Source organism: Pseudomonas sp. VS40, from assembly GCF_018587885.1.
Taxonomy (GTDB): domain Bacteria; phylum Pseudomonadota; class Gammaproteobacteria; order Pseudomonadales; family Pseudomonadaceae; genus Aquipseudomonas; species Aquipseudomonas pergaminensis.
This window is the reverse complement of the sequence record NZ_JAGYWD010000006.1, coordinates 338,525-361,734: the sequence shown is the minus strand read 5'-3', so window position 1 is coordinate 361,734 and position 23,210 is coordinate 338,525. Positions and strand designations below refer to the sequence as shown.

Annotated in this window: 20 protein-coding genes; 17 read left to right on the top strand and 3 right to left on the bottom strand. The window is 63.3% G+C overall.

Going from position 1 to position 23,210, the window contains the following annotated elements:
• Positions 1–4: 4 nt before the first annotated feature.
• Positions 5–790 (top strand): Fe(3+) dicitrate ABC transporter ATP-binding protein FecE, encoded by a 786-nt coding sequence (gene fecE / locus KHP07_RS19975; RefSeq protein WP_214497865.1) that lies wholly within the window; start codon positions 5–7, stop codon positions 788–790.
• Positions 791–1,574: 784 nt separating this feature from the next.
• Here fecE and KHP07_RS19970 read toward each other — a convergent pair.
• Genes KHP07_RS19970 through KHP07_RS19960 form a run of 3 tightly spaced genes read right to left on the bottom strand, consistent with a single transcriptional unit; the run spans position 1,575 to position 6,138 of the window.
• Complete coding sequence (locus KHP07_RS19970; protein ID WP_100490203.1) at positions 1,575–2,495, bottom strand: sulfonate ABC transporter substrate-binding protein; 921 nt, start codon at positions 2,493–2,495, stop codon at positions 1,575–1,577.
• Positions 2,492–3,823 carry an LLM class flavin-dependent oxidoreductase gene (locus KHP07_RS19965; RefSeq protein WP_214497864.1) on the bottom strand — a complete coding sequence of 444 codons (1,332 nt, stop codon included), beginning with the start codon at positions 3,821–3,823 and terminating at the stop codon, positions 2,492–2,494. The genes KHP07_RS19970 and KHP07_RS19965 overlap by 4 nt, the downstream gene beginning before the upstream one ends.
• Before the next feature lie 2 nt (positions 3,824–3,825).
• Positions 3,826–6,138: a TonB-dependent receptor gene (locus KHP07_RS19960; RefSeq protein WP_502937536.1), complete on the bottom strand. Its 2,313-nt coding sequence runs from the start codon at positions 6,136–6,138 to the stop codon at positions 3,826–3,828.
• A gap of 79 nt (positions 6,139–6,217) precedes the next feature.
• Here KHP07_RS19960 and KHP07_RS19955 point away from each other — a divergent pair, with 79 nt between their 5' ends.
• The 16 genes from KHP07_RS19955 to KHP07_RS19880 all read left to right on the top strand — a co-directional run bounded on the left by KHP07_RS19955 (position 6,218) and on the right by KHP07_RS19880 (position 23,198).
• Complete coding sequence (locus KHP07_RS19955; protein ID WP_099491128.1) at positions 6,218–7,258, top strand: LacI family DNA-binding transcriptional regulator; 1,041 nt, start codon at positions 6,218–6,220, stop codon at positions 7,256–7,258.
• A gap of 222 nt (positions 7,259–7,480) precedes the next feature.
• Positions 7,481–9,172 (top strand): type II secretion system ATPase GspE, encoded by a 1,692-nt coding sequence (gspE, locus tag KHP07_RS19950; RefSeq protein WP_457275593.1) that lies wholly within the window; start codon positions 7,481–7,483, stop codon positions 9,170–9,172.
• Positions 9,169–10,365 carry a type II secretion system inner membrane protein GspF gene (gspF, locus tag KHP07_RS19945; RefSeq protein WP_100490208.1) on the top strand — a complete coding sequence of 399 codons (1,197 nt, stop codon included), beginning with the start codon at positions 9,169–9,171 and terminating at the stop codon, positions 10,363–10,365. Before gspE ends, gspF begins: the two co-directional genes overlap by 4 nt.
• 13 nt (positions 10,366–10,378) lie before the next feature.
• Positions 10,379–10,768 (top strand): type II secretion system protein GspG, encoded by a 390-nt coding sequence (locus tag KHP07_RS19940; protein WP_078049377.1) that lies wholly within the window; start codon positions 10,379–10,381, stop codon positions 10,766–10,768.
• A 7-nt stretch (positions 10,769–10,775) separates the two neighbouring features.
• Complete coding sequence (locus tag KHP07_RS19935; protein ID WP_214497862.1) at positions 10,776–11,201, top strand: GspH/FimT family pseudopilin; 426 nt, start codon at positions 10,776–10,778, stop codon at positions 11,199–11,201.
• Entirely contained in the window at positions 11,198–11,530 is a 333-nt protein-coding gene (locus tag KHP07_RS19930; protein WP_078049375.1) for a type II secretion system protein, read from the top strand. The genes KHP07_RS19935 and KHP07_RS19930 overlap by 4 nt, the downstream gene beginning before the upstream one ends.
• Positions 11,527–12,096 (top strand): type II secretion system protein GspJ, encoded by a 570-nt coding sequence (locus KHP07_RS19925; RefSeq protein WP_078049374.1) that lies wholly within the window; start codon positions 11,527–11,529, stop codon positions 12,094–12,096. Before KHP07_RS19930 ends, KHP07_RS19925 begins: the two co-directional genes overlap by 4 nt.
• A complete protein-coding gene (locus tag KHP07_RS19920) occupies positions 12,093–12,794 on the top strand; it encodes a general secretion pathway protein GspK (protein WP_100490211.1) in 702 nt (233 codons plus the stop codon). Before KHP07_RS19925 ends, KHP07_RS19920 begins: the two co-directional genes overlap by 4 nt.
• Positions 12,791–13,783, top strand: a complete 993-nt coding sequence (locus KHP07_RS19915; RefSeq protein ID WP_078049372.1) for a PilN domain-containing protein — start codon at positions 12,791–12,793, stop codon at positions 13,781–13,783. The genes KHP07_RS19920 and KHP07_RS19915 overlap by 4 nt, the downstream gene beginning before the upstream one ends.
• Positions 13,758–14,360, top strand: a complete 603-nt coding sequence (gene gspM, locus KHP07_RS19910; protein ID WP_099491121.1) for a type II secretion system protein GspM — start codon at positions 13,758–13,760, stop codon at positions 14,358–14,360. The genes KHP07_RS19915 and gspM overlap by 26 nt, the downstream gene beginning before the upstream one ends.
• Complete coding sequence (locus tag KHP07_RS19905) at positions 14,357–14,875, top strand: type II secretion system protein, XpsN-like (RefSeq protein ID WP_214497861.1); 519 nt, start codon at positions 14,357–14,359, stop codon at positions 14,873–14,875. Before gspM ends, KHP07_RS19905 begins: the two co-directional genes overlap by 4 nt.
• Positions 14,876–14,880: 5 nt before the next feature.
• Complete coding sequence (gspD, locus tag KHP07_RS19900; RefSeq protein ID WP_214497860.1) at positions 14,881–16,995, top strand: type II secretion system secretin GspD; 2,115 nt, start codon at positions 14,881–14,883, stop codon at positions 16,993–16,995.
• A 1,119-nt stretch (positions 16,996–18,114) separates the two neighbouring features.
• Positions 18,115–20,508, top strand: a complete 2,394-nt coding sequence (locus KHP07_RS19895) for a TonB-dependent receptor plug domain-containing protein (protein WP_214497859.1) — start codon at positions 18,115–18,117, stop codon at positions 20,506–20,508.
• 16 nt (positions 20,509–20,524) lie between these two features.
• Positions 20,525–21,490 (top strand): amino acid ABC transporter permease, encoded by a 966-nt coding sequence (locus tag KHP07_RS19890; protein ID WP_099493003.1) that lies wholly within the window; start codon positions 20,525–20,527, stop codon positions 21,488–21,490.
• Complete coding sequence (locus tag KHP07_RS19885) at positions 21,483–22,256, top strand: amino acid ABC transporter ATP-binding protein (RefSeq protein ID WP_214497858.1); 774 nt, start codon at positions 21,483–21,485, stop codon at positions 22,254–22,256. The genes KHP07_RS19890 and KHP07_RS19885 overlap by 8 nt, the downstream gene beginning before the upstream one ends.
• An 18-nt stretch (positions 22,257–22,274) precedes the next feature.
• Entirely contained in the window at positions 22,275–23,198 is a 924-nt protein-coding gene (locus KHP07_RS19880) for an ABC transporter substrate-binding protein (protein WP_078049365.1), read from the top strand.
• Positions 23,199–23,210 lie beyond the last annotated feature (12 nt).

The window sequence follows — 23,210 nt, the reverse complement described above, 5'->3', positions numbered from 1 at the left end:
TGACATGAGTATTCTTCAAGCACGCGAGCTGGATATCAGCTACGGCACCACGCGTATCGTACAGGGGTTGTCCTTTGCACCCCCCGCCGGAAAGGTCACCGCCCTGATCGGTCCCAATGGCTGCGGCAAATCCACCTTGCTCAAGGCCTTCGCCCGCATTCTCAAGCCGACCCAGGGTGAATTGACCCTGGATGGCCAGGCCTACGCGAGCCTGTCCGCCCGCCAATTGGCGCGGCAGATCGCGTTCTTGCCCCAGGTGTTGCCGGTGCCGGAAGGCGTCAGCGTGCGCCAGTTGGTTGCCTATGGCCGCAGCCCGCACAACTCGCTATGGGGACGCCTGAGCGGCAACGATCAATCCCATGTCACCCAGGCCATGCAACGCCTGGAACTGGACACCCTGGCCGACCGCGCCCTGGCGGACCTGTCCGGCGGCCAGCGTCAACGGGCCTGGCTGGCCATGGTGTTGGCGCAGAACGCGCCGGTGGTGCTGCTCGACGAACCTACCACTTATCTCGACATCAGCCATCAGGTCGAATTGCTCGACCTGATGGGCGAGTTGGCGGCTGAAGGCAAGACGGTGATCACCGTGCTCCACGATATCAACCAGGCCTGTCGCTACGCCGATCACTTGGCGGTGATGCACGGCGGCCAGTTGGTGGCCGATGGGGCGCCGGGGGAGGTGATCAGTGTCGGGTTGATGCGGCAGGTGTTTGAGGTGCAGGTGCGGGTGATGAGTGAGCCGGTGGCAGGTACGCCGATGTGTTTGATCGAAAAAAGCACACGGCTTTAAGCCTGGCTTGGTTGAAAGTGTAGGAGCTGGCTTGCCAGCGATGGCGGCCGAACTGCTGCCCCTCGATCCAAATGTGGGAGCTGGCTTGCCTGCGAAAGCGGCCCGACAGCCGACCGCTCTCTAACTGCCACCCCACGATCCAAATGTGGGAGCTGGCTTGCCTGCGAAAGCGGCCTGACAGCCAACCACTCTACAACTGTTGCCCCGCGATCCAAATGTGGGAGCTGGCTTGCCTGCGAAGGCGGCCTGCCAGCCGACCGCTCTCTAACTGCCACCCCACGATCCAAATGTGGGAGCTGGCTTGCCAGCGAAAGCGGCCTGACAGCCAACCACTCTACAACTGTTGCCCCGCGATCCAAATGTGGGAGCGGGCTTGCTCGCGAAGGCGGCCTGACAGCCGACCAGAATGTTGGATCAGACCAGGTACATATCCGTTATTTAGGTAACGTCTGCTAATGGTTCCGCCCTTACGGCGGCTCACTTTTGAAAAGCGCAAAAGTAAGCAAAACGCTCTTGCCCCAACACTCGGCACCTCGCCTAGGCTCGGTGTGCCCGTAATCCGACAGGTATTTGGGGGGCCGCCGCCACGCGCCATCCATGGCGCGGGGCGGCTAAACCGGCATCCCTGCCGGTTTACCCCCCAAATCCCTGTCGAATTCCGGCCAGCGTGTTTGACGGGGCGCCTGAGATCAAAAGCAAGTCAAGATCAAGATCAGGATCAAGATCAAGAGCGGCTCGCTTCGCATCGTGGTTAGGGGGGGTTACTCGCTGCCATCGCCGGCTCTTACAGAGCAGCAGCTTGCTTCACGTCGATAGCCTTGGGTAGCAACCGGTTTTGGTAGAACAGGTCCGCCGTCGCCTGCTGTGCCTGGATGACTTTTTCATCAATCGGCAGGATCGGTGAAGGCGGGCGGTTGTCCATGTAGCGTGCGATTACCTCGGCGGGCAGGCCCATGAATTCGGTCAGCACCTTGAGGCTGTCTTCACGCTGGCTGCGGGTGAGGGCTTCGGCCGCGCTGAGTTCATCGAGCACGTCGTGCACAAATGCTCCGTTAGTCTTCGCGTACTCACGCCGGGCGGTATACACCGGTCCTGATAAACCGAGGCCTTCGCCATTGGCCAGCACATGGCTGGGGCTTTGGCTCAGGGCCAGGGACGAGTAAGGCTCCCAGATGGCCCAGGCGTCCACGCTGCCTTGCTCGAATGCTGCGCGTGCGTCTGCGGGCGGCAGGTACACCGGTTGGATATCCTTGTAGCTCAGCCCGGCTTTGTTCAGGGCGCGCAGGATCAGGTTATGGGAACTGGAGCCCTTCTGGAACGCAACCTTCTTGCCCTTCAAATCCGCGACTGAGTGCAGCGGGCTGTCGTTGCGCACCAGGATGGTTTCCGCGCTGGGCTTGGGCGGTTCGGCGCCGATGTAGAGCAGGTCGGCCCCGGCAGCCTGGGCGAACAGGGGCGGGATGTCGCCGGTGGAGCCCACATCCAGTGCGCCCACGTTGAGCGCTTCGAGCATCTGCGGGCCGGCGGGGAATTCGATCCACTTCACGGCGGTCTGTGGGAAGCGCTTTTCCAGCAGGCCATGCTCCTTGGCGAGCACCAGGGCGATGGAGCCTTTCTGGTAGCCGATGCGCAGCGTAGCGGGGTCGGCCGCCAGAGCGGTGTGGGTGACGGCCAGCAGGGTCAGTAACAGTGCCGGAATCTTCATGCCTCCTCCTTTTTGAAGCGATGGTCGGGGCGCGCCAAACCGAGGTTCTCACGCAAGGTCGAGCCGGTGTATTCGGTTCGGAACAGGCCGCGCCGCTGCAGTTCGGGCACCACCCATTGGGCGAAATCCTCCAGCCCGCCCGGCAGGTGCGGCACCAGGATGTTGAAACCATCGGCGGCGCCACCTTCGAACCAGCGCTGCAGCTCATCGGCAATCTGTGCGGGCGTGCCGATCAGGCTGTAATGCCCGCGTCCACCGGCAATCCGCCGGCCCAGTTGGGCGAGTGTCAGTTGCTCGCGGTGGGCCAGGTCACTGAGCAATTGCTGGCGGCTGCGTTGCCCGCTGTCAGTCAACGGCAACGCCGGCAACGGCCCGTCCAACGGGTAGCCAGACAAGTCGAAGTTGCCCAGCATGCGCCCCAGCAAGGCCACGCCGACTTCCGGCTCGACCAAGTCCTGAAACGCCTCGAATTTCTCCTGGGCCTCGGCTTCGGTCTGGCCCACCACCACAAACACCCCCGGCATGATTTTCAGCGAATCCGGCTCACGTCCATGCCGCCCCAGGCGCGCCTTGAGGTCGGCATAAAACGCCTGGGCATTTTCCAGCGATGTCTGCGCGGTAAACACCACCTCGGCGGTTTGCGCCGCCAGTTCACGCCCGGTTTCCGAGGAGCCGGCCTGCACGATCACCGGGTGGCCCTGGGGCGAGCGCGCCACGTTCAGCGGGCCTTTGACGCGAAAATGCTCGCCGACATGCTCTAGCACGTGCAGCTTTGCCGGGTCGTAGTAATTGCCGCTGGCCTTGTCACGCACGAAGGCATCGTCCTCCCAACTGTCCCACAACCCCGTCACCACCTGATGAAACTCCCTGGCTCGGCTGTAGCGCTCGGCGTGGCCGAGGTGTTCATCACGGCCAAAGTTCTGCGCTTCGGCTGCGGCATCCGAGGTCACCAGGTTCCAGCCCGCGCGACCTCCAGACAGGTGATCCAGCGAGGCGAATTTGCGCGCCACGTGGTAGGGCTCGTTGTAGGTGGTGGTCGCCGTGGCGATCAGGCCGATGTGCTCGGTCACGGCGCTGAGCGCCGACAGCAGGGTCAGCGGTTCGAAATGATCCGAGCGCGCCATGTGACGGGCGATCTCACCCGTAGGCGCGGCAATGCTGTCGGCCACGAACAGCGCGTCGAACTTCGCTGCTTCGGCCACGCGTGCCAGGTGTTTGTATTGGGCGAAGTCCAGCCCGGCATTTGCCGGCACGTCCGGGTGGCGCCAGGCGGCGACGTGGTGCCCGGTGGCCATCAGAAAGGCGCCGAGCTTCAATTGACGGCTCATGCTTAGAAATCCTTGCGCAGTTGCACGCCGAAGTAACGTTCATCGTCACGGGGCACGGCGCGGTAGATGTAGTTGCCGCCACTGGCCAGCAATGGCGAGTAAGACTTGTCGGCGAGGTTCTTGGCCAGCAACGCGACGCGCCAGCCATTGCTGTAGTCGGCCAGGGCCACACTGGCGTTCCAGATGCCATAGGCGCCTTGCTGAGTGTCGACGTTCTGGCTGATGTCGTACTGCACTTCGCTCTGCCAGCTGTAGTCGGTACCCAGTTCGATGTCCAGGCCGTTATCCAGCGGGATGCTGTAGTCGGCGCGCACGTAGCTTTTCCAGTCCGGGCTGAAGGGCAGCGGCTTGCCGTTCACGTTGCACGTGGCGGCCGCACCCGCCGGGCAGGCGAATTCGTCGATGCGCGCACGGGTGTAGGCCAGGGCGCCGGAGAGCTTGAGTTGCTGGGTGGCCTGCAAGGCATAATCCAGCTCGACGCCTTCGGTGCTGACGCTGCCGGCATTGATCAGGCGGGTGACCACCTGCCCGGCGACGGTGTCGAAAAAGTTGGCTTGGTAGTTGTCGTAGTCGCTGTGGAAGACCGCCAGGTTGGTGGTCAGGCGGTTGTTCCACGCCGTGGCCTTGATCCCGGCTTCCCAGGTATTGGAGGTTTCCGGCTTGAGCGCGTCGGTGTCGCGCGGCTGCATATTGAAGAACACGTTGTACGCCGGGCCTTTGTAGCCACGGGAGTAGGTGAGGTAACTGGTGATGCTGTCGGTCAGGTCGTATTGCACGCCCAGGCGACCGGACCAACCGTCTTCGTCCACCGAGCCCGAACTGGAGGTGGCCGGCTGGATCCCGCTGACTGTAGTGGCTGAGGTAGAGACACGGCGGTGATCGTATTTCAGGTCATCGTGGGTGTAGCGCAGGCCGGCGATGCCACGAAAGCGTGAGGTGAAGTTCAGCGTGGTTTCGCCGAATACCGCGTAGCTGTCGTTGGTGGTGCTGTAGTCGGCGATGCCACGGTCGGTGCGTGTGGTGGTCGTGAGGGTGCGTTGATAGGTATCTTCGTCCTTGCCATGCATGTAGAACAGGCCGCCAACGTATTCCACAAACTCACCCTTGGGCGAAGCCAGGCGCAGTTCCTGGGAGTACTGGTTGAAGTCCAGCTCGCCCTTGTCGGCGGTACCGGGGAAGGCCGCCGTAACGGTGCCGAGACGGTCGCCGTCCTGGTATTGGGTGTTGTCCCAGCCGCGCCAGGCGGTGATCGACGTCAGGGTGTAGTCACCGAGGTTCCAGTCCAATTGCGCCGACAACCCCTTGTTGGTGTCTTCCACATGGCTGCGGGTATCGGTGTTGATGTCGCGGTTGTCGCTGGACGCCCGCACCGGGCTCAGCGCGTTGGCGAACGCCGGGGTCAGGGACTTGCTGACCACGCCGTTCGGCGCGTCGTCGTGGGACTGCATATAGTCGGCGATCAGGGTCAGCTTCACATCGTCATTGGGCGTGAATTCCAGCTTGCCGCGAATGCCTTTGTGGTTGTAGCCGTTGACCTCCTGGCCATTGTGCTTGTTGTCCACGTTGCCGTCATAGCTGCCAAACAGCGTGCTGATCGACCCCTTGAGCACCTCCGGCACCAGGCTGCCGCCGATGCCGAAGCGCGTGCGGCTTTCGTTGCCGCTGTAGAAGGACTGGTCGACATAGCCGTGGGTCTCGGCGGTGGGCGCCTTGCTGGTGATATTCAGCACGCCGGCCGACGCGTTTTTGCCGAACAAAGTGCCCTGCGGGCCGCGCAGTACTTCGATGCGTTCCAGGTCCAGCAGGTCGAGGGTGGCCTGCCCGGGGCGGGCGTAGACCACGCCGTCGATCACCGTGGCAACCGTGGGCTCGACACCGGGGGAGGTGGAAATGGTGCCCACGCCGCGCACGAACAACGAGGTGTCTTTGTTGGAGGCCCCGGTGCGGAAGTTCAGCGACGGCACTTGTTGAGCGATACTCGCCACGCCGTTGCGGTTGTCGCGTTCCAACTGCTCGCCATCCAGCACGGAAACCGCCACCGGCACTTTTTGCAGCGATTCTTCGCGGCGGGTCGCGGTAACGGTCACCGCTTTGAGGGTGGCTTGCGGCTCGTCGGCAGCAAAGGTCGTGGCCACGGGAAGGGCGGTCAAACCGGCAAGGAGTAATAAGTGCGCGTGTGTGTGCATGCTGTGTCCGCTCAAAAGAATGCCCTGGACCGCTGCGGTTCTTGCGACCGCCAGCGCCTGTGAAAATGTCTTGGGCATTCGCTCGAGCGAGTAGCAGACAGCGCGCTTTGTTAGCGCTAACATCGGCATTATTGGTAGGTCTGGTTTAGAACGTCAAATACTGAAAAATTAGTCCTATATTCTTTTTGGTTTTTAACAGGATCATCCCGTGAGTGAAGACAAACCGCGCAAGCGCCGTGGCGCCGGGCGCGTCACCCTGGACACCGTGGCCCGCCAGGCCGGGGTGTCGGCCATTACCGTGTCGCGCTACTTCAACCAGCCGGAGCAGGTATCGCCGGAGCGGCGTGAACGGATTGCCGAGGTGGTGGCCGAGCTGGGTTACGTGCCCAACCTGGTGGCTGGCGGGCTGGCCTCGGCGCGCGGGCGCATCGTGGCGATGGTGATCCCGAACATCTCGGGGCCGATCTTTGCCAACACCATCCAGGGCTTCAGCGACACCCTCAGTCGGCACGGGTACCAGCTGTTGTTGGCGTCGAGTTATTTCAGCGCCGAGCAAGAAGAAAGCGCGGTGCGCGCATTCCTCGGTTGGTCGCCGGCGGCGCTGGTGCTGACCAGTCGTTTCCACAGCGTCGGCACCGAGAAGATGATCGCCGACGCGGATATACCGGTGGTGGAAACCTGGGACTACGTGCCCGAGCGTGCGCCGTTGCAGATCGGTTTTTCCCACTACGACGTGGGCGTCACCGCCGCGCGTTACCTGCATGGCCAGGGCTATCGGCGTATCGCTTTCGTGCAGAACAGTGCGACAGGGGACTTCAGCGCGAGGGAGCGGGGCGAAGGGTTCGCCGCCACCCTGGCCGAGTTGGGCGTGCAGCCCTGGGTCTTTGCCCCCGACGCCGACCGCGCGCCTTTCGAAGCGGGCAAACAGGCAATGCAAGTGCTGATGAGCCATGCCACGCCGCCGGATGCGATCTTCTTTGCCAACGACAACCTGGCGGCCGGTGGTCTGTTGGCCGGGCAACGTGCCGGGCTGAAGATCCCGCAGGACTGCGCGGTGCTGGGTTTTGGTGATTATCCGTTTGCCGAAATGCTGTTGCCGAGCCTCAGCACCATCAAACCGCCAGCGTTGGAAATTGGTGTATTGGCCGCGACGCGCGTACTTGAAAGTCTCGGCGTGCTACCCGTTGAACATGAAGTAAGCCGGTTGAATTTATTGGAGTGCCGATTAATTGCGCGTGAAAGCGCGTAAGTGGCTAATTGCAACTAGTGAAGTGATGGCTATTAGCTGCTAAGGCTCTGTCCCGGCCTTGTTGGTCATTGTGTTTATTTTATTCCCCTATCTCAGGAACTAGCGCTATAACTTCCAGTCGATAACCCCGGCTTACTCTCGCTTGGGTTGTGGCTAACTAATGGCATCTTTCGGTAGTTCCAAATAGCCATACTTTCCCGCAACACTAGATACCTCAAAATTATGTCGTCAGCGCCTATCGATGCCTGCCAGATGCAGATCCCGCACACCGAACAGGTGTGCGCGTGGCTGATGCAGCATGCTGGGTTGAAAACCGTCGACCTGGAGCGCGCCCGCCGCCTGTCCACGGACGACCTGCTGAGCCTGCTGACGCGCCTGGGCCTGGTCTCTGAAGTCGAACTGGCCCGCGCCTGGGCAGCGTTGCTCGGGGCGCCGCTGTTGCTGGCCGACGCTGCGCCGCCGTTGCTTGATCCCTTGCCCGTCTTGACCGAACGCTTCATGCGTCACTACCAGGTAGTGCCCATGGGCTGGACCCAGGGCGGCCTGCGGGTGCTCGCCGCCAACCCGGCGCAGCTCTATCCGTTCCAGGCCCTGGCCTATGCGTGCCAAGTGCCGGTGTGGCTGGCGATCGGCCCGCGCAATGAAGTCGATACGTTGATCGAGCGCTACTACGGGCAGGGCCGCTCGGCCATGGGCACGCTGATCGAAAACCTCGATGAGCAGGGCGGCGCCCAGGAAGATATCGAACACCTCAAGGACATGGCCTCCGAGGCGCCGGTGATCCGGTTGGTCAACCTGATCCTGCAGCGCGCGGTGGAACAGCGTGCCTCGGACATCCATATCGAACCCTTCGAAAACCAGCTCAAGGTGCGCTACCGCATCGACGGTGTGCTGCATGACGCCGAAGCACCGCCCGCCAGCTCTTCGGCGGCGGTGATCTCGCGGGTGAAAATCATGGCGCGGCTGGACATCGCCGAGCGTCGGCTGCCCCAGGATGGGCGCATCATGCTGCGTATCCAGGGCAAGGAGCTGGACCTGCGGGTGTCCACGGTGCCGACCAGTTTCGGCGAGTCGGTGGTGATGCGCCTGCTCGACCGGCAAACCGTGCAGTTCGACTTTCCCAGCCTGGGCTTCGATGGCCAGCGCCTGGCCGCCTTTCTCGATTTACTGGAGCGGCCCCACGGCATCCTGCTGGTCACCGGCCCCACCGGTTCCGGCAAGACCACCACGCTCTACACCGCGCTGTCGCGGCTCAACACTGCCGAGCGCAAGATCATCACCGTGGAAGACCCGGTGGAGTACCAGCTTGAAGGCATCAACCAGATCCAGGTCAAGCCCGCCATCGGCCTGGACTTCGCCGGGGCGCTGCGCTCCATCGTGCGCCAGGACCCGGACGTGATCATGATCGGCGAGATCCGCGACCTGGAAACCTGCCGCATCGCCATCCAATCGTCCCTCACCGGCCACCTCGTGCTCTCCACCCTGCACACCAACAGCGCCGCTGCCAGTATCACGCGGCTGCTGGACATGGGCGTGGAAAGCTACCTGATCGCCTCGACCGTCAGCGGCATCCTCGCCCAGCGCCTGGTACGGCGCCTGGACCCGGCCACCCGCGTGGCCTTTGAAGCACCGCCCGAACTGATCGCCGAACATGGCCTGGATCGCCTGACCGAACAACGCCCGATCCTGCTCTACCGCGGGGACTACCAGGGCCGCAGTGCCATCACTGAACTGCTGGTAATGAACGACGAACTGCGCGGCCTGCTGATGCGCCACGCCGACGCCGCCACCCTTGAGCAGGCCGCCCGCCGTGCCGGTTTGCGCACCCTACATGAAGAAGGGTTGCGCCAGGCGCTGGCGGGGGTGACTTCGCTGGAAGAAGTGCTGCGCGTGACCCGTGGAGAGGGCGCGTGAGTCTCTTCAAGTTCCGCGCCCTGGACAGCCAGGGGGGGCCCCAGAACGGTACCCTGGAAGCTCCGGATCAAGCCGCTGCGGTGGCGATCCTGCACAAGCGCGGCCTGTTGCTGTTGCAGATTGAAGCGGCCGGCAGCCCTCTGCTGCGCACTGCACGTGGGCAAATGAAGGGCCAGGCCTTGGTGAGTTTTACCCAGCAATTGGCAACGTTGCTGGGGGCTGGCCAGCCCCTTGAACGCGCGTTGAACCTGTTGCTCAAGCAACCCGGCCCAGCCCCGGTGCGCGCGTTGATCGAACGCATCCGCGATCACGTCAAGGCGGGCAAGCCCTTATCGACAGCGCTGGAACAAGAGGGCGGCAGTTTCTCGCCGTTGTACCTGAGCATGGTGCGCGCCGGGGAGGCCGGTGGCGCGTTGGAAAACACCCTGCGCCAACTCAGCGACTACTTGGAGCGCAGTCAGCGGCTGCGCGGCGAAGTGGTCAACGCGCTGATCTACCCGGCCTTCCTGGTGGTGGGCGTGCTCGGTTCCCTGGCGCTGTTGCTGGCCTATGTAGTGCCGCAGTTCGTGCCGATCTTCCAGGACCTGGGCGTGCCGATTCCGTTGATCACCGAGGTGATCCTCGCCCTCGGAGCGTTCCTCGGCACCTATGGCTTGGCGCTGTTGGCCGGGTTGATCCTGATCGGTTGGCTATGGGCCGCCCGCCTGCGCGACCCAGCGTTTCGGGAGCAATACGACCGGCGCCTGCTGGGCATCCGGGTGATTGGCCCGTTGTTGCAACGCGTCGAAGCGGCGCGCCTGACCCGCACCCTTGGCACGCTGCTGAGCAATGGCGTGGCCTTGCTGCAGGCCTTAGTGATTGCGCGGCAAGTCTGCACCAACCGCGCGCTGCAGGCCCAAGTGGGGCATGCGGCGGAATCGGTAAAGGGCGGTGGCACCCTCGCCAGCGCATTTGGCAGCCAGCCGCTGCTGCCCGAACTGGCCCTGCAAATGATTGAAGTCGGCGAACAGGCCGGCGAACTCGACAGCATGCTGCTCAAGGTCGCCGACGTTTTCGACGTCGACGCCAAGCGCGGCATCGACCGCCTGCTCGCTGCACTGGTGCCGTCCCTGACCGTGGTCATGGCGGTGCTGGTGGCGGTGATCATGTTGGCGATCATGCTGCCGCTGATGAGCCTGACCAGCAATATATGAAGGAGCTGAACCCATGAGAACACCACGCCGCCAAAGCGGTTTCACCCTGTTGGAAATGCTTGCGGTGATCGTACTGCTGGGCATCGTTGCCACCATCGTCGTGCGCCAGGTCGGCGGCAATGTGGACAAGGGCAAGTACGGTGCGGGCAAGGCCCAACTGGCCAGCCTGAGCATGAAGATCGACAGCTACGCCCTCGACGTCGGCGCACCGCCCACCAGCCTGCAACAGCTGGTAGACAGGCCCGGCGGCTATGCCAAGCCTTCGGACCTCAAGGATCCGTTCGGGCATGCCTTTGGCTATCGCTTCCCTGGCGAACACGGTGCGTTCGACCTGATTTTTTACGGCCAGGATGGCCAGCCGGGCGGCGAAGGCTACAGCGCCGACCTGGGCAATTGGGAGTAACGCTGCCATGTTCCAGCGCGGCTTTACCCTGCTGGAAATGCTGGTGGTGATCCTGTTGATCAGCCTGGCTGCCAGCGTGCTGGGGCTGGGTGTGCGCCAGGGTCTGCAGGCGGCGAAAGAGCGGCGGGCGGTGGGGCAGATGGTGGAGGCGCTGCGCACCACGCGGGCGGGCGCGATTGTGAGCGGGCAGGCCGCGCGTACCACGTTTGATTTGCGCGAGCGCACCTTCCAGGCGCCGGGGAGGGCGCTGCAACGGTGGCCGGCGCAGTTGCGCGTCACGCTGCACACCGCCGAACAGGTCGGCCCTGCCGTCGAGTTTTACCCTGACGGCAGCTCCACCGGCGGCAACCTCCTCGTGGCCAACGGTACCCGACGTTGGCGTATCGACATCGGCTGGCTCACCGGCAGCGTGCAGTCCAAGGCGCTGCCATGAAGCGCCAGGCCGGGTTCACGCTGCTGGAAATGCTCGCCGCCCTGACGCTGATGGCGGTGTGCAGCACGGTGCTGCTGGTTGCGTTTGGCCAGAGCGCGCGCTCGTTGTCCCAGGTTGCCCACAGTGACCGACTCACCCACGCGGCGCTGACGATTTTCGACCAGGAGGCCGCAGGGCGGTTGGGCATTGGCGTCAGCCAGGGCGAACTGGACGGCATCCACTGGCAGCTGACCACCACCCGGCCGCAACCGCGTCTTTTTCGTCTCGACCTGGTGCTCAGCGAGGGCCCGCACCAGGCCCGTTTCAGCACCTTGAAGGCGCGCCTGTGAAGCGCCGCGAGCAGGGCTTCACCTTGCTGGAAATCCTCGTGGTGCTCAGCTTGCTCGGCGTTTTGCTGGTGCTGGTGGGTGGGGCATTACTGGGGGCCAATCGGGCTGTGTCCAAGGCGCAGTCCTATACGGTGAGCCTGGACGAAGTGCGCGCCGCGCAACAGTTTTTGCGCACGGCAATCAGCGAGGCGTTGCCGCTGGCGGTGGGCGAGGGTGATGGTTTTTTTGTCGGCACGGCGCAGCGTCTGGAGTTTGTCTCGACCTTGCCCGGTGTGCTCGGCGGGGGGATCCACCGGTTCAGCCTGCAACGGGTCGAGCAGGATCTGCAGGTCGGGTTTTCTCAGCGTGAACCCCAGGTGCTGCTGAACGATATCGAGGCTGTGCAATTCAGTTATCGCGGCGTGTCACCGCTGGGTCAACCCACAGGGTGGGTCAGTGAATGGCCATGGCCCAGGCGCCTGCCTTCTGCGGTGCGCATCGCAGCCAGCGTCGAGGGGCCGGTGCCCTGGGTCACCCAGGTGATTGCGCTGCGCCTGAACCTGGCCGGCGGGAGTGTCGAAGAATGAAGCGCCAACGCGGTGCGGCCTTGCTGCTGGTGTTGTGGGTGCTGGCGTTACTCAGCGTGTTGCTCGGCGGCCTGGCGGGGTGGGTGCAACTGGAAAGCCGCCAAGCCCTGTGGCTGCGCCAGCATACCCAGACCGTCCTGGCTGCCGAAGCGGGTATCGCGCAGGTCATGGCCGATCGACGCTGGGTTGCCGATGGTCGCGATATACCCCTGGCCTTTGACGATGCTCAACTGCACGTGAGCCTGCGCAGCGAGCGCGGCAAGCTCTACCTGATCAACGCCGAGCTGCAGGACTTTACCCGTCTTGCCCTGGCCTGCGGCGCCACTGCAGCCCAGGCGACGCAACTGGCCAAGGCCCTCGAAGCCCGCCGTCACCAGGGCCTGGCACCGTTTCGGGTATTGGAAGAAGTGCGCCAACTGCCCGGCATGACCCAAACCCTCTACAGCCAATTGCTCCCCGAGATCACCCTGTGGAGCGACCTGGATCGCCCCGATCCCGCCTTTGCCAGCCCACTGATGCGCAAGGCGCTGAACCTGCCGCGCCAGAACGCCGAAGGGGTCGACCCTGGCGAAGTGCTGGTGGTCGACAGCCGCGCCGAACGTCCCGGCGGTTATCAGGCGCGGCTGCAAGTCACCGTTTTATTGAGCCCATCGGAGGACAGCGCACAACCCTACCGGGTGTTGCGTTGGCAAGAATGAATCGACTGGAACCCATCGCCCGCTATTGGCGTGGCAGCCTGCTGCAGCAGGGCTGGCGTGTGTGGCTGAGCGAGTTGCGCGCCTGCGTGCCGAGTTGGCTGGCACGGCAAGAGCCGCCCGAGCAGGTCCACCACTGGCCGTTGGCGGCGCCGGTCGCGGCGAGCAGCACGCGCCAGGTGCTGATGCTCGCCGCTGACGCTGTGCTGGTGCAACGCGTGCAACTGCCGCTGGCCGCCGGGCGCAATCTGAGTGCCGTGGTCGGGTATGAACTGGACCGTTACACCCCGTACGAGGCCGACCAGCTTTACTTTGTCGCACGTCAGGAGCGCCGCACATCCACCCATCTTGAGGTGACGCTGGTGGCGATCCTGCGCGAGCGCCTGGACCAGATCCTCGTCGACTGCGCCGGCCTTGGCCTGCATCCCCATCGCGTGGACGCGGCCCACCTGGGTATCGACCTATTGCCCGCTCCGTTGCGCCCACGTCAGCGCCCGGCCGGCATGGGCCTGCAACGCAGCCTGCCGTGGCTGTGCGGTGCCTTGCTGATCGCGGCAATGCTGCTGTGGCTCAACGACCGCCAGCGTGTCATCGACGCCATGCACGCCAGTGTCCAGCAGCAAAAAGCCCAGGTCGCCGAGGTGCACGCCCTGCGCCAGCAACTGCTCAACACCCGGGGCGCGGCGCAGTACCTCACCCGGCGCAAACTGGCGCAACCGCCATTGGCGGCGCTGCTCAACGACCTGACGACTTGCCTGCCCGCCGACACCTGGCTGGATCAATTGGATGTGAAGGATGGCGAGATTTCCCTCTCCGGCCAGAGTGCCAAGGCCAGTGCGTTGATCACCCGTATCAAAGGCTGCCGCAGCCTGGAAAACGCCCAGTTCGAAGGGGTGATCCAGCCCGATGCGCGCACCGGCAAGGACCAGTTTGCCTTGCGCGCCCACCTACGCCAGGAGGCCGCCGATGCGCCGACCCCTCACACCCCGTGAACGCCGCGGCGCCGCCTTGCTGGTGCTGGCCGTGGTGGTCGGCACGGCCTACTGGCTGCTGGTCGACAGCTGGTTCGCCGGCCCGTTGCGCGACATGGGCGAACAGGCCGAGCAACTGCGCGAGCAGCAGCAACGGTACGCCGGTGTACTGCGCCAACGCGAGGCGCTGCGCCAACAGCTTGAGCAGGCGCAGCAAGACCCGGCCAGCAGCACCAGCCTGCTGCCGGGGGATGATCCCGATGTGGTGGCCGCCGACCTGATGCAACGCCTCGCCGACCTGGTCAATAGCCACGCCAACCTGGGGGGCGGTTGCAGCCTGACCCAGCGCAAGCCCATCACCCCGGAGCAGGACGACGGTGAGCCCTATCGCCAGGTCAAGGTCAGCCTGACCCTCAACTGCGCCATCGAACCCCTGGAAGCGCTGCTGCATGAGCTGGAGTACCAGCCGCCGTTCCTGTTTGTGGATGAATTGCGCATCCGCCGCAGCCAACAGGCGCCGGCCAGTGGCGGTGCGGGCAAGCTGGTGGTGCACCTGCTGGTGCGCGGTTACCTGCAACCGTCGCGGGTGACGCCATGATCGGCAGATTGCGCCCCGTGGAGTGGGGCTTGCTCGGCTTGGCGGGGCTGCTGGGCCTGTTGATGGCGGTGATCCTCAGCAGCATCGGTGATGAGCCGCAGTGGTTGCCCGAACCGCCTACTCGCGCCCACCCTTCGACCAGGGTGCAAGTAGCGCCCACGGTGGCCCTCGAGAACCTTGCGGCCACTTGGCAAGCCCCGTTGTTCAGTCCGGATCGCAGCCCGGATCGCGTGGTGGGCAAGGCACAGGTCACCAGCCTGGCCAATCTCACCCTCAGCGGCATCATGATCACCGGCAACCTGCAGATGGCCATGCTCAAACAGGTCGATGGCCCACTGCTGACCGTTCGCCTGGGCCAGGCCCTGCCCAATGGCTGGCGCCTGGACCACCTCACCCCGCAATACGCCCGATTCAGCCTGGATGGCCGCACCCAGACCTTGAGCCTCTACGCCAAGCGCCTGCCGCCGCCGTCCAACCGGCCCCCCCTTACTTTGCCCCGCGAGCCCCTCCCTTGATCGACATGCGCACCTCAACGTTTTGCCTGGCCACTGCTCTCGCCTTGGGCGGCTGTGGCACCTTCCCCGACCGTCTCGAACCCGACGACGACCTGCTGCACGAAGCCATGCAGGGCACCGGCGCGCAACGCTCACCGGCTGAGCAACCCGTGCCTGAAACAGCGGCGCAGCCCTCGGCGAAATCCCCGCCGCAGCGCCAGCTGATTCGCGGTAACCAGCAGTTCGTGCGTGCGCCCGCAACGCAGCCGGTGGCGAAGGAGGAGGGCGGCGATATTGTGTTCAACTTTGCCGACCAACCCATCGAAGCCGTGATCAACAGCGTGATGGGCGACCTGCTGCACGAAAACTACAGCATCGCCCAAGGCGTGAAGGGCAACGTGAGTTTTTCCACCTCCAAACCGGTGGACAAGCAACAGGCGCTGTCGATCCTCGAAACCCTGCTGTCCTGGACCGACAACGCGATGATCAAGCAGGGCAATCGCTACGTGATCCTACCCGCCAACCAGGCGGTGGCGGGCAAACTGGTGCCGCAGATGAGCGTGGCCGCACCGTCCAGTGGCCTGTCGGCGCGGCTGTTTGCGCTGCGCTATATCTCCGCCACCGAGATGCAGAAACTGCTCAAGCCGTTCGCCCGCGAGAATGCATTCTTGCTGGTCGACCCGACGCGCAACGTGCTGAGCCTGGCCGGTACGCCCGATGAACTGGCCAACTACCAAGACACCATCGACACCTTCGACGTGGACTGGCTCAAGGGCATGTCGGTGGGCGTGTTCGGTCTGCAGCGGGCTTCGGTGGCGGAGTTGATGCCCCAGTTGCAAAGCATGTTCGGCCCTGACAGCGGCATGCCCCTGGCCGGCATGCTGCGCTTTTTGCCGATCGAACGGACCAACTCGGTGGTGGCGATTTCTTCCCAGCCCCAGTACCTCAGTGAAGTGGGCGACTGGATCCGCACCATCGACGAGGGCGGTGGCAACGAGCCGCAGATGTACGTCTACGACGTGCGCAACATGAAGGCTGCCGACTTGGCCAAGTACCTGCGTCAGATCTACGGCACCGGCGCGATCAAGGACGATACGCCGGCCAAGGTTGCGCCAGGGTTGCGCACCACCACCTTATCCTCACCCACCAACGGCGGCTTGCAGAACACCCCGCCGGCGGCTGAAGAGCCGGAGCCGGAAGAGAAAGAAGTCGCGCCTGCCAGCGGCCTCGAAGCTGGCACCCGCATCACTGCGCAAAAGAGCAGCAACCAACTGCTGGTGCGCACCCGGCCCGCGCAGTGGAAAGAGATCGAAGCGGCGATCAAGCGCCTCGACAACCCGCCCCTGCAAGTGCAGATCGAGACCCGCATCCTTGAAGTCAAACTCACCGGTGAACTGGACCTCGGGGTGCAGTGGTACCTGGGGCGCCTGGCGGGTAATTCCTCCAGCAACACCGTCGCCAATGCCTCCGGCAGCCAGGGCGCACTGGGGGGTGGTGGGGCAGGGCTGGGGGCGACGGACTCGTTGTTCTATTCGTTCGTCAGCTCGAATTTGCAGGTGGCGTTGCACGCCCTGGAAACCAACGGCCGTACCCAGGTGCTGTCGGCGCCTTCGCTGGTGGTGATGAACAACCAGCCGGCGCAGATTCAGGTAGGGGACAACATTCCCATCAGCCAGACCACCGTCAATACCGGGGATGCGGATACCACCTTGAGCAGCGTCGAGTATGTGCAGACCGGGGTGATCCTCGACGTGGTGCCGCGGATCAATCCGGGGGGCTTGGTGTATATGGATATCCAGCAGCAGGTCAGTGATGCCGAGAACCAGAGTGGTAACAGCGACACGCCGGTGAACCCGCGTATCTCGACGCGTTCGGTGTCGACGCAGGTGGCGGTGCAGAGTGGGCAGACGGTGTTGCTGGGAGGGTTGATCAAGCAGGACAACGGGGAGAGCGTGAGTGCTGTGCCGTATCTTGGGAAGATTCCGGGGTTGCGGTGGTTGTTTGGGAGTACGAGCAAGTCGAAGGATCGGACGGAGTTGATTGTGTTGATTACGCCTAAGGTGATTACCAGCAGTGGGCAGGCGCGGCAGGTGACGGATGATTATCGGCAGCAGATGCAGTTGTTGCGGCCTGGTCAGTAGGTGTACATATCCGTTTCTTAGGTAACGGCTACTTAAGGTTCCGCTCTTACAGCGGGTCACTTTTGGAAGGACCCAAAAGTAACCAAAAGGTCCTCGCCCCAACACTCGGCACCTCGCCTAGGCTCGGTGTGCCCTCACTCCGGCTTGAATCCGTGGGCCGCCGCCACGCGCCATCCATGGCGCGGGGCGGCTAACCCGGCGTCCTGCCGGGTTACCCACGGATTCAAGCCTGCGTTCGGCCAGCGTGTTTGACGGGGCGCCGAAGATCAAAAGCAAAAGCGCGGCAGCCTGGTAGCCGACCGGCTTCTGGAAGCTGGTCTCGGTCCAAATGTGGAAGCGGGCTTGCTCGCGAAAGCGGTGCGTCAGCAATTACATCTCTAACTGATCCACCGCTTTCGCGAGCAAGCCCGCTCCCACAATTTAGATCTCCTACATCAGGCAGATATCAAACGGCTCTGGCTCTTGCTCTGGCTCTGGCTTTGGCTTTGGCTCTGTTTTTGATTTTGATCTTAGGCGCCCCGTCAAACACGCTGGCCGGAATTCGACAGGGATTTGGGGGGTAAACCGGCAGGGATGCCGGTTTAGCCGCCCCGCGCCATGGATGGCGCGTGGCGGCGGCCCCCCAAATACCTGTCGGATTACGGGCACACCGAGCCTAGGCGAGGTACCGAGTGTTGGGGCGAAGGCCTTTTGCTTACTTTTGGGCCTTTCCAAAAGTGAGCCGCTGTAAGAGCGGAACCCTAAGTGGCCGTTACCGCAGCAACGGATATGTACTCATGACCAATTGCAGAAAACATTACCAATAAGAATAAAGAATCAAACAAATAATGAAATCCAAGAATATTAGCTTATACCCAAATAGCATTATATTTTTAAAATCCATTCCGTTATGTTTGAACTCAACAGCCTACCCCTGACCTCGGATGGTACCAATCTAGATTCGGATTCTGCGCTGCCACCCCGCAGCAGAATCGTTGGAAGGGAGTTCAACGTATGTTGCCAATTCAAACCTCGCTCCACACCTAGCCCCAAATCGCCCTGACACCCCAGAAAAAACCCGAGCACCGCGCCCACCCGCGTGACTGCCCGACTTCGCGATTTGGAAACGCAGGAATGCATATGAAGCGAGCCTTACACCCAACCGCCACCCTGGCACTGGCCATCCTGGCCAACACCGCCCAAGCCCAGGACGACAGCACCCTGTCCACCGTAGTGGTCACCGGCAACCGCGGCGCCGAGCAGCGCACGGTCACCAGCAGCCCGGTGCCGATCGACGTGGTCAGCGCCAAGCAATTACAGAACACCGGCAAGCCCGGCCTCATGGAAGCCCTGAGCGCCGTTATCCCGTCCCTGACCCTGCCGGAAAAAACCGGTTGGGACGCCAGCGGCATCGCCCGGGCCCCCAACCTGCGCGGCCTGAGCGCCGCCGAAGTGCTGGTGCTGGTCAACGGCAAGCGCCGTCATACCGCTGCCACCCTGAACATCAACGGCATCAACACCGGCGCAGCCCCGGCCGACCTTGACCTGATCCCCATCAGTGCCATCGACCACGTGGAAGTCCTGCGCGACGGCGCCGCCGCCCAATACGGTTCCGACGCCATCGCGGGGGTGATTAACGTGATCCTCAAGGCCGACACCAGCGGCACCTCGGTGACCAACGTCGGCCAGGGTTATGACGGCAAGAAACAGACCGTGCAGCAAAGCCTCAACAAGGGTTTCGAGATCGGCAACGGCGGCATTGTCCAACTGGCCCTGGACGCCCGCAGCCAGAATGACGACAACAAGGCCAGCGCCAATGGCTACAGCTACGCGCAAGCCTACGAGCAAGCCGGGCGGTCGACTTATGGTGGCTACGGCACACCCAAGACCAACCTGCTGACCCTGGGCTACAACGCCGAGCTGCCGATCGATGACAGCTTCAGCCTGTACTCCTTCACCACCTACTCACATCGCAAGGCCGAGCAGGGGCAGAACTTCCGCCTGCCGACCATCACCAACACCATCACCACCGGCCCGAACGGTTACCCAGGCGGCTACACGCCTACGTGGTTTATCGACGAGGACGATTTCCAGGCCGCATTCGGTGGCAAGGGCACCGTTGGCGAGTGGGATTGGGACTTCTCCACCACCTACGGGCGCAACGACGCGGAGCAGGGCACCACCCATAACCAGAACCCGTCGTTGGGCGAGGCCACGCCGAATCACTTTACTTCCGGTACGTGGATTTCCACCGAACTGACCACCAACCTCGATTTCAAGCGCGGCTTCGATATCGGTCTGCAAAAACCCTTGGACCTGAGCGTCGGCTTCGAGCATCGGCGCGACACTTATGAGGTGCAGGCCGGTGACTATGAGTCCTATGCCAACGGCGGCTACTGCGTGGCACCGGGGAATTGCGCGTCGTCGGGCGCGCAGGTCACCAACGGCATTTCGCCGGATGAAGAAAGCAGCGCCTCGCGCAACAGCCTGGCCAGTTACGTCGACGTGGGCTTCAACCCGGTGCCGGACTGGTACGTCGGCACTGCGTTTCGCTACGAGCACTACAACCAGGGCGTCGGCGCCACGCGCAGCGGCAAGCTGACCACCCGCTATGACTTCACCCCGCAGTTCGCCGTGCGCGCCACTGTCAGCAACGGTTTCCGAGCGCCGTCCCTGGCCAACAGCCTGTTCAGCGCACGCTCCACCACCTATGGCGTGGTGGACGGCGTGTACCAGTCGATCAACTACGGCGTGTTGCCCGTGGGTTCCGCCGCGGCCCAAGCCCTGGGTGCCCAGCAGTTGAAGCCGGAGCGCTCGACCAACTTCAGCCTCGGTTTCACCCTTACGCCCACCGACCGCCTGAGCTTCACCGCCGACGCCTACGTGATCAACCTGCGTGACCGCATCACCCTCACGGGCACTTTGCTCGGTCCCGAGATCACCCAGGTATTGCAGAACAACGGCATCAACTCCACCTCCGGCGGCCAGTACTTCATCAACGGCGCCGACACCCGCACCAAGGGCCTCGACCTGGTCAGCAACTACAACCAGGACCTCGGCCAGTACGGCTCGCTGAAGTGGACCGCCGCGTTCAACTGGAACCAGACCAAAATCCTCAATTACAAGGAGTCGACCAACATCCTCGGCACCTCCTACGAGCTGATGAACCGCGAGGCGCGCAACCTGATCACCGGCGTGCAGCCCAACACCAAGCTGATCCTGGGCGGCGACTGGAGCATCGATCGCTTCAACCTCAACCTGGCCCTGACGCGCTACGGCTCCTACAAGGAAGTGAATTCATCGGCCAATCGCGACCTGGACCGCATCTACAGCGCCAAGTGGATCACCGATCTCGACCTTGGCTACAACCTCACCAAAGACCTGAACATCGCCGTCGGCGCCAAGAACCTGTTCGACATTTACCCCAAGAAACAAGGGGTACCGAGCAGCACCATGGTCAGCAGCTACGGCGTCTATTCGCCCTACGGTTTTACCGGCGGGTACTACTACACCCGCTTGACCTATGCCTTCTGAGGCCGAGGAATACACCATGCCCATTGTCGCCAAATCCTATGACCTGATTGAACAGCCCGCCCCGGTGCGCCAGGCCCGTGTCTCCACGCCGATCAAGGCCCTGCAGGTGGTGCCCGCGCGGCATCCCTGGCGCTGGGCCGGGTCGATTTTCGCCGCGCTGGTGCTGCTTGGCATCGTGCATTCCCTGGCCACCAACCCGCGCTGGGAGTGGGGGGTATTCGGCCAGTGGTTTTTCTCGCCATCGGTGTTGCGCGGCCTGGGACAGACGCTGTTGCTGACCCTGCTGAGCACGGTGTTCAGCATCATCCTTGGCACCGCACTGGCGTTGGCGCGGCTGTCGGGCTCGCCGCTGCTGGCGGCGTTGGCCTGGGGCTATATCTGGTTTTTCCGCTCGATGCCGGCGTTGCTGGTGTTGATCATCCTGTACAACTTTGCCTACCTGTATGACCACATTGTGCTCGGCGTGCCGTTCACCTCAGTGGTGTTTGCCGAGTGGTCCACCGTGGATGTGCTCAGCCAGTTCACCGTGGCCGTGCTGGGCTTGAGCCTGATGCAGGCGGCGTACGCGGCGGAGATCATTCGCGGCGGCCTCATCGGTGTCGACGCCGGCCAGCATGAAGCGGCGGCGGCCCTCGGTCTGCCGGCCTCGCGACGCATCTTTCGGATCATCCTGCCGCAAGCGCTGCGTTCGATCCTGCCATCGGGGTTCAACGAAATCATCGGCCTGGTCAAGGGCACGTCCATCGTCTACGTGCTGGCCCTGCCCGAGCTGTTCTACACCGTGCAGGTCATCTACAACCGCACCCAGGCGGTGATCCCGCTGCTGATCGTCGCCACGGTCTGGTACCTGATCATCACCACCGTGCTCACCAGCGCGCAGTACTACGTCGAACGCCACTTTGCGCGCGGCACCGCGCGGGTGCTGCCGCCCACGCCGTTGCAACGCCTACGCGGTTGGTTGAAGGAGAAAACCCATGGCTGAAGCACGCGCCGGGCGCATTCAGATCCAGGGCGTGGGCAAGCGCTTTGGCAACCAGCAGGTGCTCAAGGACATTGATCTGACGATCGATCCGGGCAAGGTCACGGTGATCCTCGGGCCTTCCGGCTCGGGCAAGTCCACTTTGCTGCGCACCATCAATCACCTGGAGAAAATCGACAGCGGGCATATCACCATCGACGGTGAATACGTCGGCTACCGCCGCAAGGGCGACCTGCTCTACGAACTGAAAGAGCGCGAGATTCTCAAGCGCCGTATCGACGTGGGCTTTGTGTTCCAGAACTTCAACCTGTTCCCGCACCTGACTGCCTGGGAAAACGTCGCCGAAGCACCCCTGGCCCATAAACGCTGGAGCAAGGCTGACGCCCAAGCCAAGGCGGCCGAGCTGCTGGACAAAGTCGGTCTGGCGGACAAGGTCGATGCCTACCCGCGCCAGCTCTCCGGCGGCCAGCAACAGCGCGTCGCCATTGCCCGCGCCCTGGCGCTGGACCCCAAAGTGCTGCTCTTCGATGAGCCCACCTCGGCCCTAGACCCGGAGCTGGTGGGCGAAGTGCTCGACGTGATCAAGGGCCTGACCCAACTGGGCGTGACCCTGGTGATCGTCACCCATGAGATCGGCTTTGCCCGTGAGGTGGCCGACCACGTGGTGTTCCTCTGCGACGGTCAGTTGATCGAAGAAGGCCCGCCCGAACAGATTTTCCGCCAACCCCGACATCCCCGCACCAAAGCCTTTCTCGGCAAGGTGCTTTAGTTCAAGGAGTGACTGCCCATGTTTATCGCGACTACCCGCGCAGCCTTGCTGGCGCTTGCCGTCAGCACCGCGCAAACCGCGTTTGCCGTGCAACAGGTCGACCTCAGCCCCGACCGCGTGCGCATCCATGTACCGCGCAACGAGGCGGCCATCGCGCAGATCCCGCCAGGCTTCAAGTTCGCCCAGCCGGGGAAATTCACCGTGGCCGTGTCCGGCGTGGCCGGGCCACCCCTGGCGCTGCTGGCCAACGACGACAAAACCACCATCGGCAGCGAGGCCGACACGGCGCAGCTTGTTGCTGATAGTTTGGGCTTGCAACTCAACGTGGTGCAGACCAGTTGGGAGGACTGGCCCCTGGGCGTCAGTTCGGGCAAGTACGACGCGGTGATCAGCAACGTCACGGTGACCGAGGCGCGCAAGAAGCGTTTCGACTTCGCGACTTATCGCCAGGACGTGCTCGGGTTCTATGTGAAGAGCACCAGCAAGATCAGCGCGATCAAGGAGGCGGCGGACATCGCCGGGCTGAAGATCATCGTCGGTTCCGGCACCAACCAGGAAAAAGTCCTGCTGGCCTGGAATGACGCCAACGAAAAAGCCGGCCTCAAGCCCGCGCTGTTGCAGTACTTCGACGACCAGGCGGCCGCCCAGTTGGCCGTGCAGTCCGGGCGCAGCGACGCCCTGTTCGGGCCCAACTCGGTGTACGCCTATTCGGCGGCAATCACCGGCGGTATCAAGCGCGTCGGCACGGTGAATGGGGGCTGGCCTTTGAAAGCCGACATCGCGGTGACCACGCGCAAGGACAATGGCCTGGTCAAGCCGATCCACACCGCCCTGGAAGGCGCGATTGCCGGCGGCCAATACGAACAGGTGCTGCAACGCTGGGGCCTGGATATCGAGCGCGTCGACCAGTCGTTGATCAACCCTCCGGGCCTACCGGATTAAGGAGCATCGAAC

Coding starts and splice junctions, on each gene's coding strand:
- KHP07_RS19895 (WP_214497859.1), top strand. CDS start 18,115: ATGAAGCGAGCCTTACACCCAACCGCCACCCTGGCACTGGCCATCCTG.
- KHP07_RS19930 (WP_078049375.1), top strand. CDS start 11,198: ATGAAGCGCCAGGCCGGGTTCACGCTGCTGGAAATGCTCGCCGCCCTG.
- KHP07_RS19920 (WP_100490211.1), top strand. CDS start 12,093: ATGAAGCGCCAACGCGGTGCGGCCTTGCTGCTGGTGTTGTGGGTGCTG.
- gspE (WP_457275593.1), top strand. CDS start 7,481: ATGTCGTCAGCGCCTATCGATGCCTGCCAGATGCAGATCCCGCACACC.
- KHP07_RS19965 (WP_214497864.1), bottom strand. CDS start 3,823: ATGAGCCGTCAATTGAAGCTCGGCGCCTTTCTGATGGCCACCGGGCAC.
- gspD (WP_214497860.1), top strand. CDS start 14,881: ATGCGCACCTCAACGTTTTGCCTGGCCACTGCTCTCGCCTTGGGCGGC.
- KHP07_RS19960 (WP_502937536.1), bottom strand. CDS start 6,138: ATGCCGATGTTAGCGCTAACAAAGCGCGCTGTCTGCTACTCGCTCGAG.
- KHP07_RS19970 (WP_100490203.1), bottom strand. CDS start 2,495: ATGAAGATTCCGGCACTGTTACTGACCCTGCTGGCCGTCACCCACACC.
- KHP07_RS19940 (WP_078049377.1), top strand. CDS start 10,379: ATGAGAACACCACGCCGCCAAAGCGGTTTCACCCTGTTGGAAATGCTT.
- KHP07_RS19915 (WP_078049372.1), top strand. CDS start 12,791: ATGAATCGACTGGAACCCATCGCCCGCTATTGGCGTGGCAGCCTGCTG.
- KHP07_RS19935 (WP_214497862.1), top strand. CDS start 10,776: ATGTTCCAGCGCGGCTTTACCCTGCTGGAAATGCTGGTGGTGATCCTG.
- KHP07_RS19905 (WP_214497861.1), top strand. CDS start 14,357: ATGATCGGCAGATTGCGCCCCGTGGAGTGGGGCTTGCTCGGCTTGGCG.
- KHP07_RS19885 (WP_214497858.1), top strand. CDS start 21,483: ATGGCTGAAGCACGCGCCGGGCGCATTCAGATCCAGGGCGTGGGCAAG.
- KHP07_RS19890 (WP_099493003.1), top strand. CDS start 20,525: ATGCCCATTGTCGCCAAATCCTATGACCTGATTGAACAGCCCGCCCCG.
- fecE (WP_214497865.1), top strand. CDS start 5: ATGAGTATTCTTCAAGCACGCGAGCTGGATATCAGCTACGGCACCACG.
- gspM (WP_099491121.1), top strand. CDS start 13,758: ATGCGCCGACCCCTCACACCCCGTGAACGCCGCGGCGCCGCCTTGCTG.
- KHP07_RS19880 (WP_078049365.1), top strand. CDS start 22,275: ATGTTTATCGCGACTACCCGCGCAGCCTTGCTGGCGCTTGCCGTCAGC.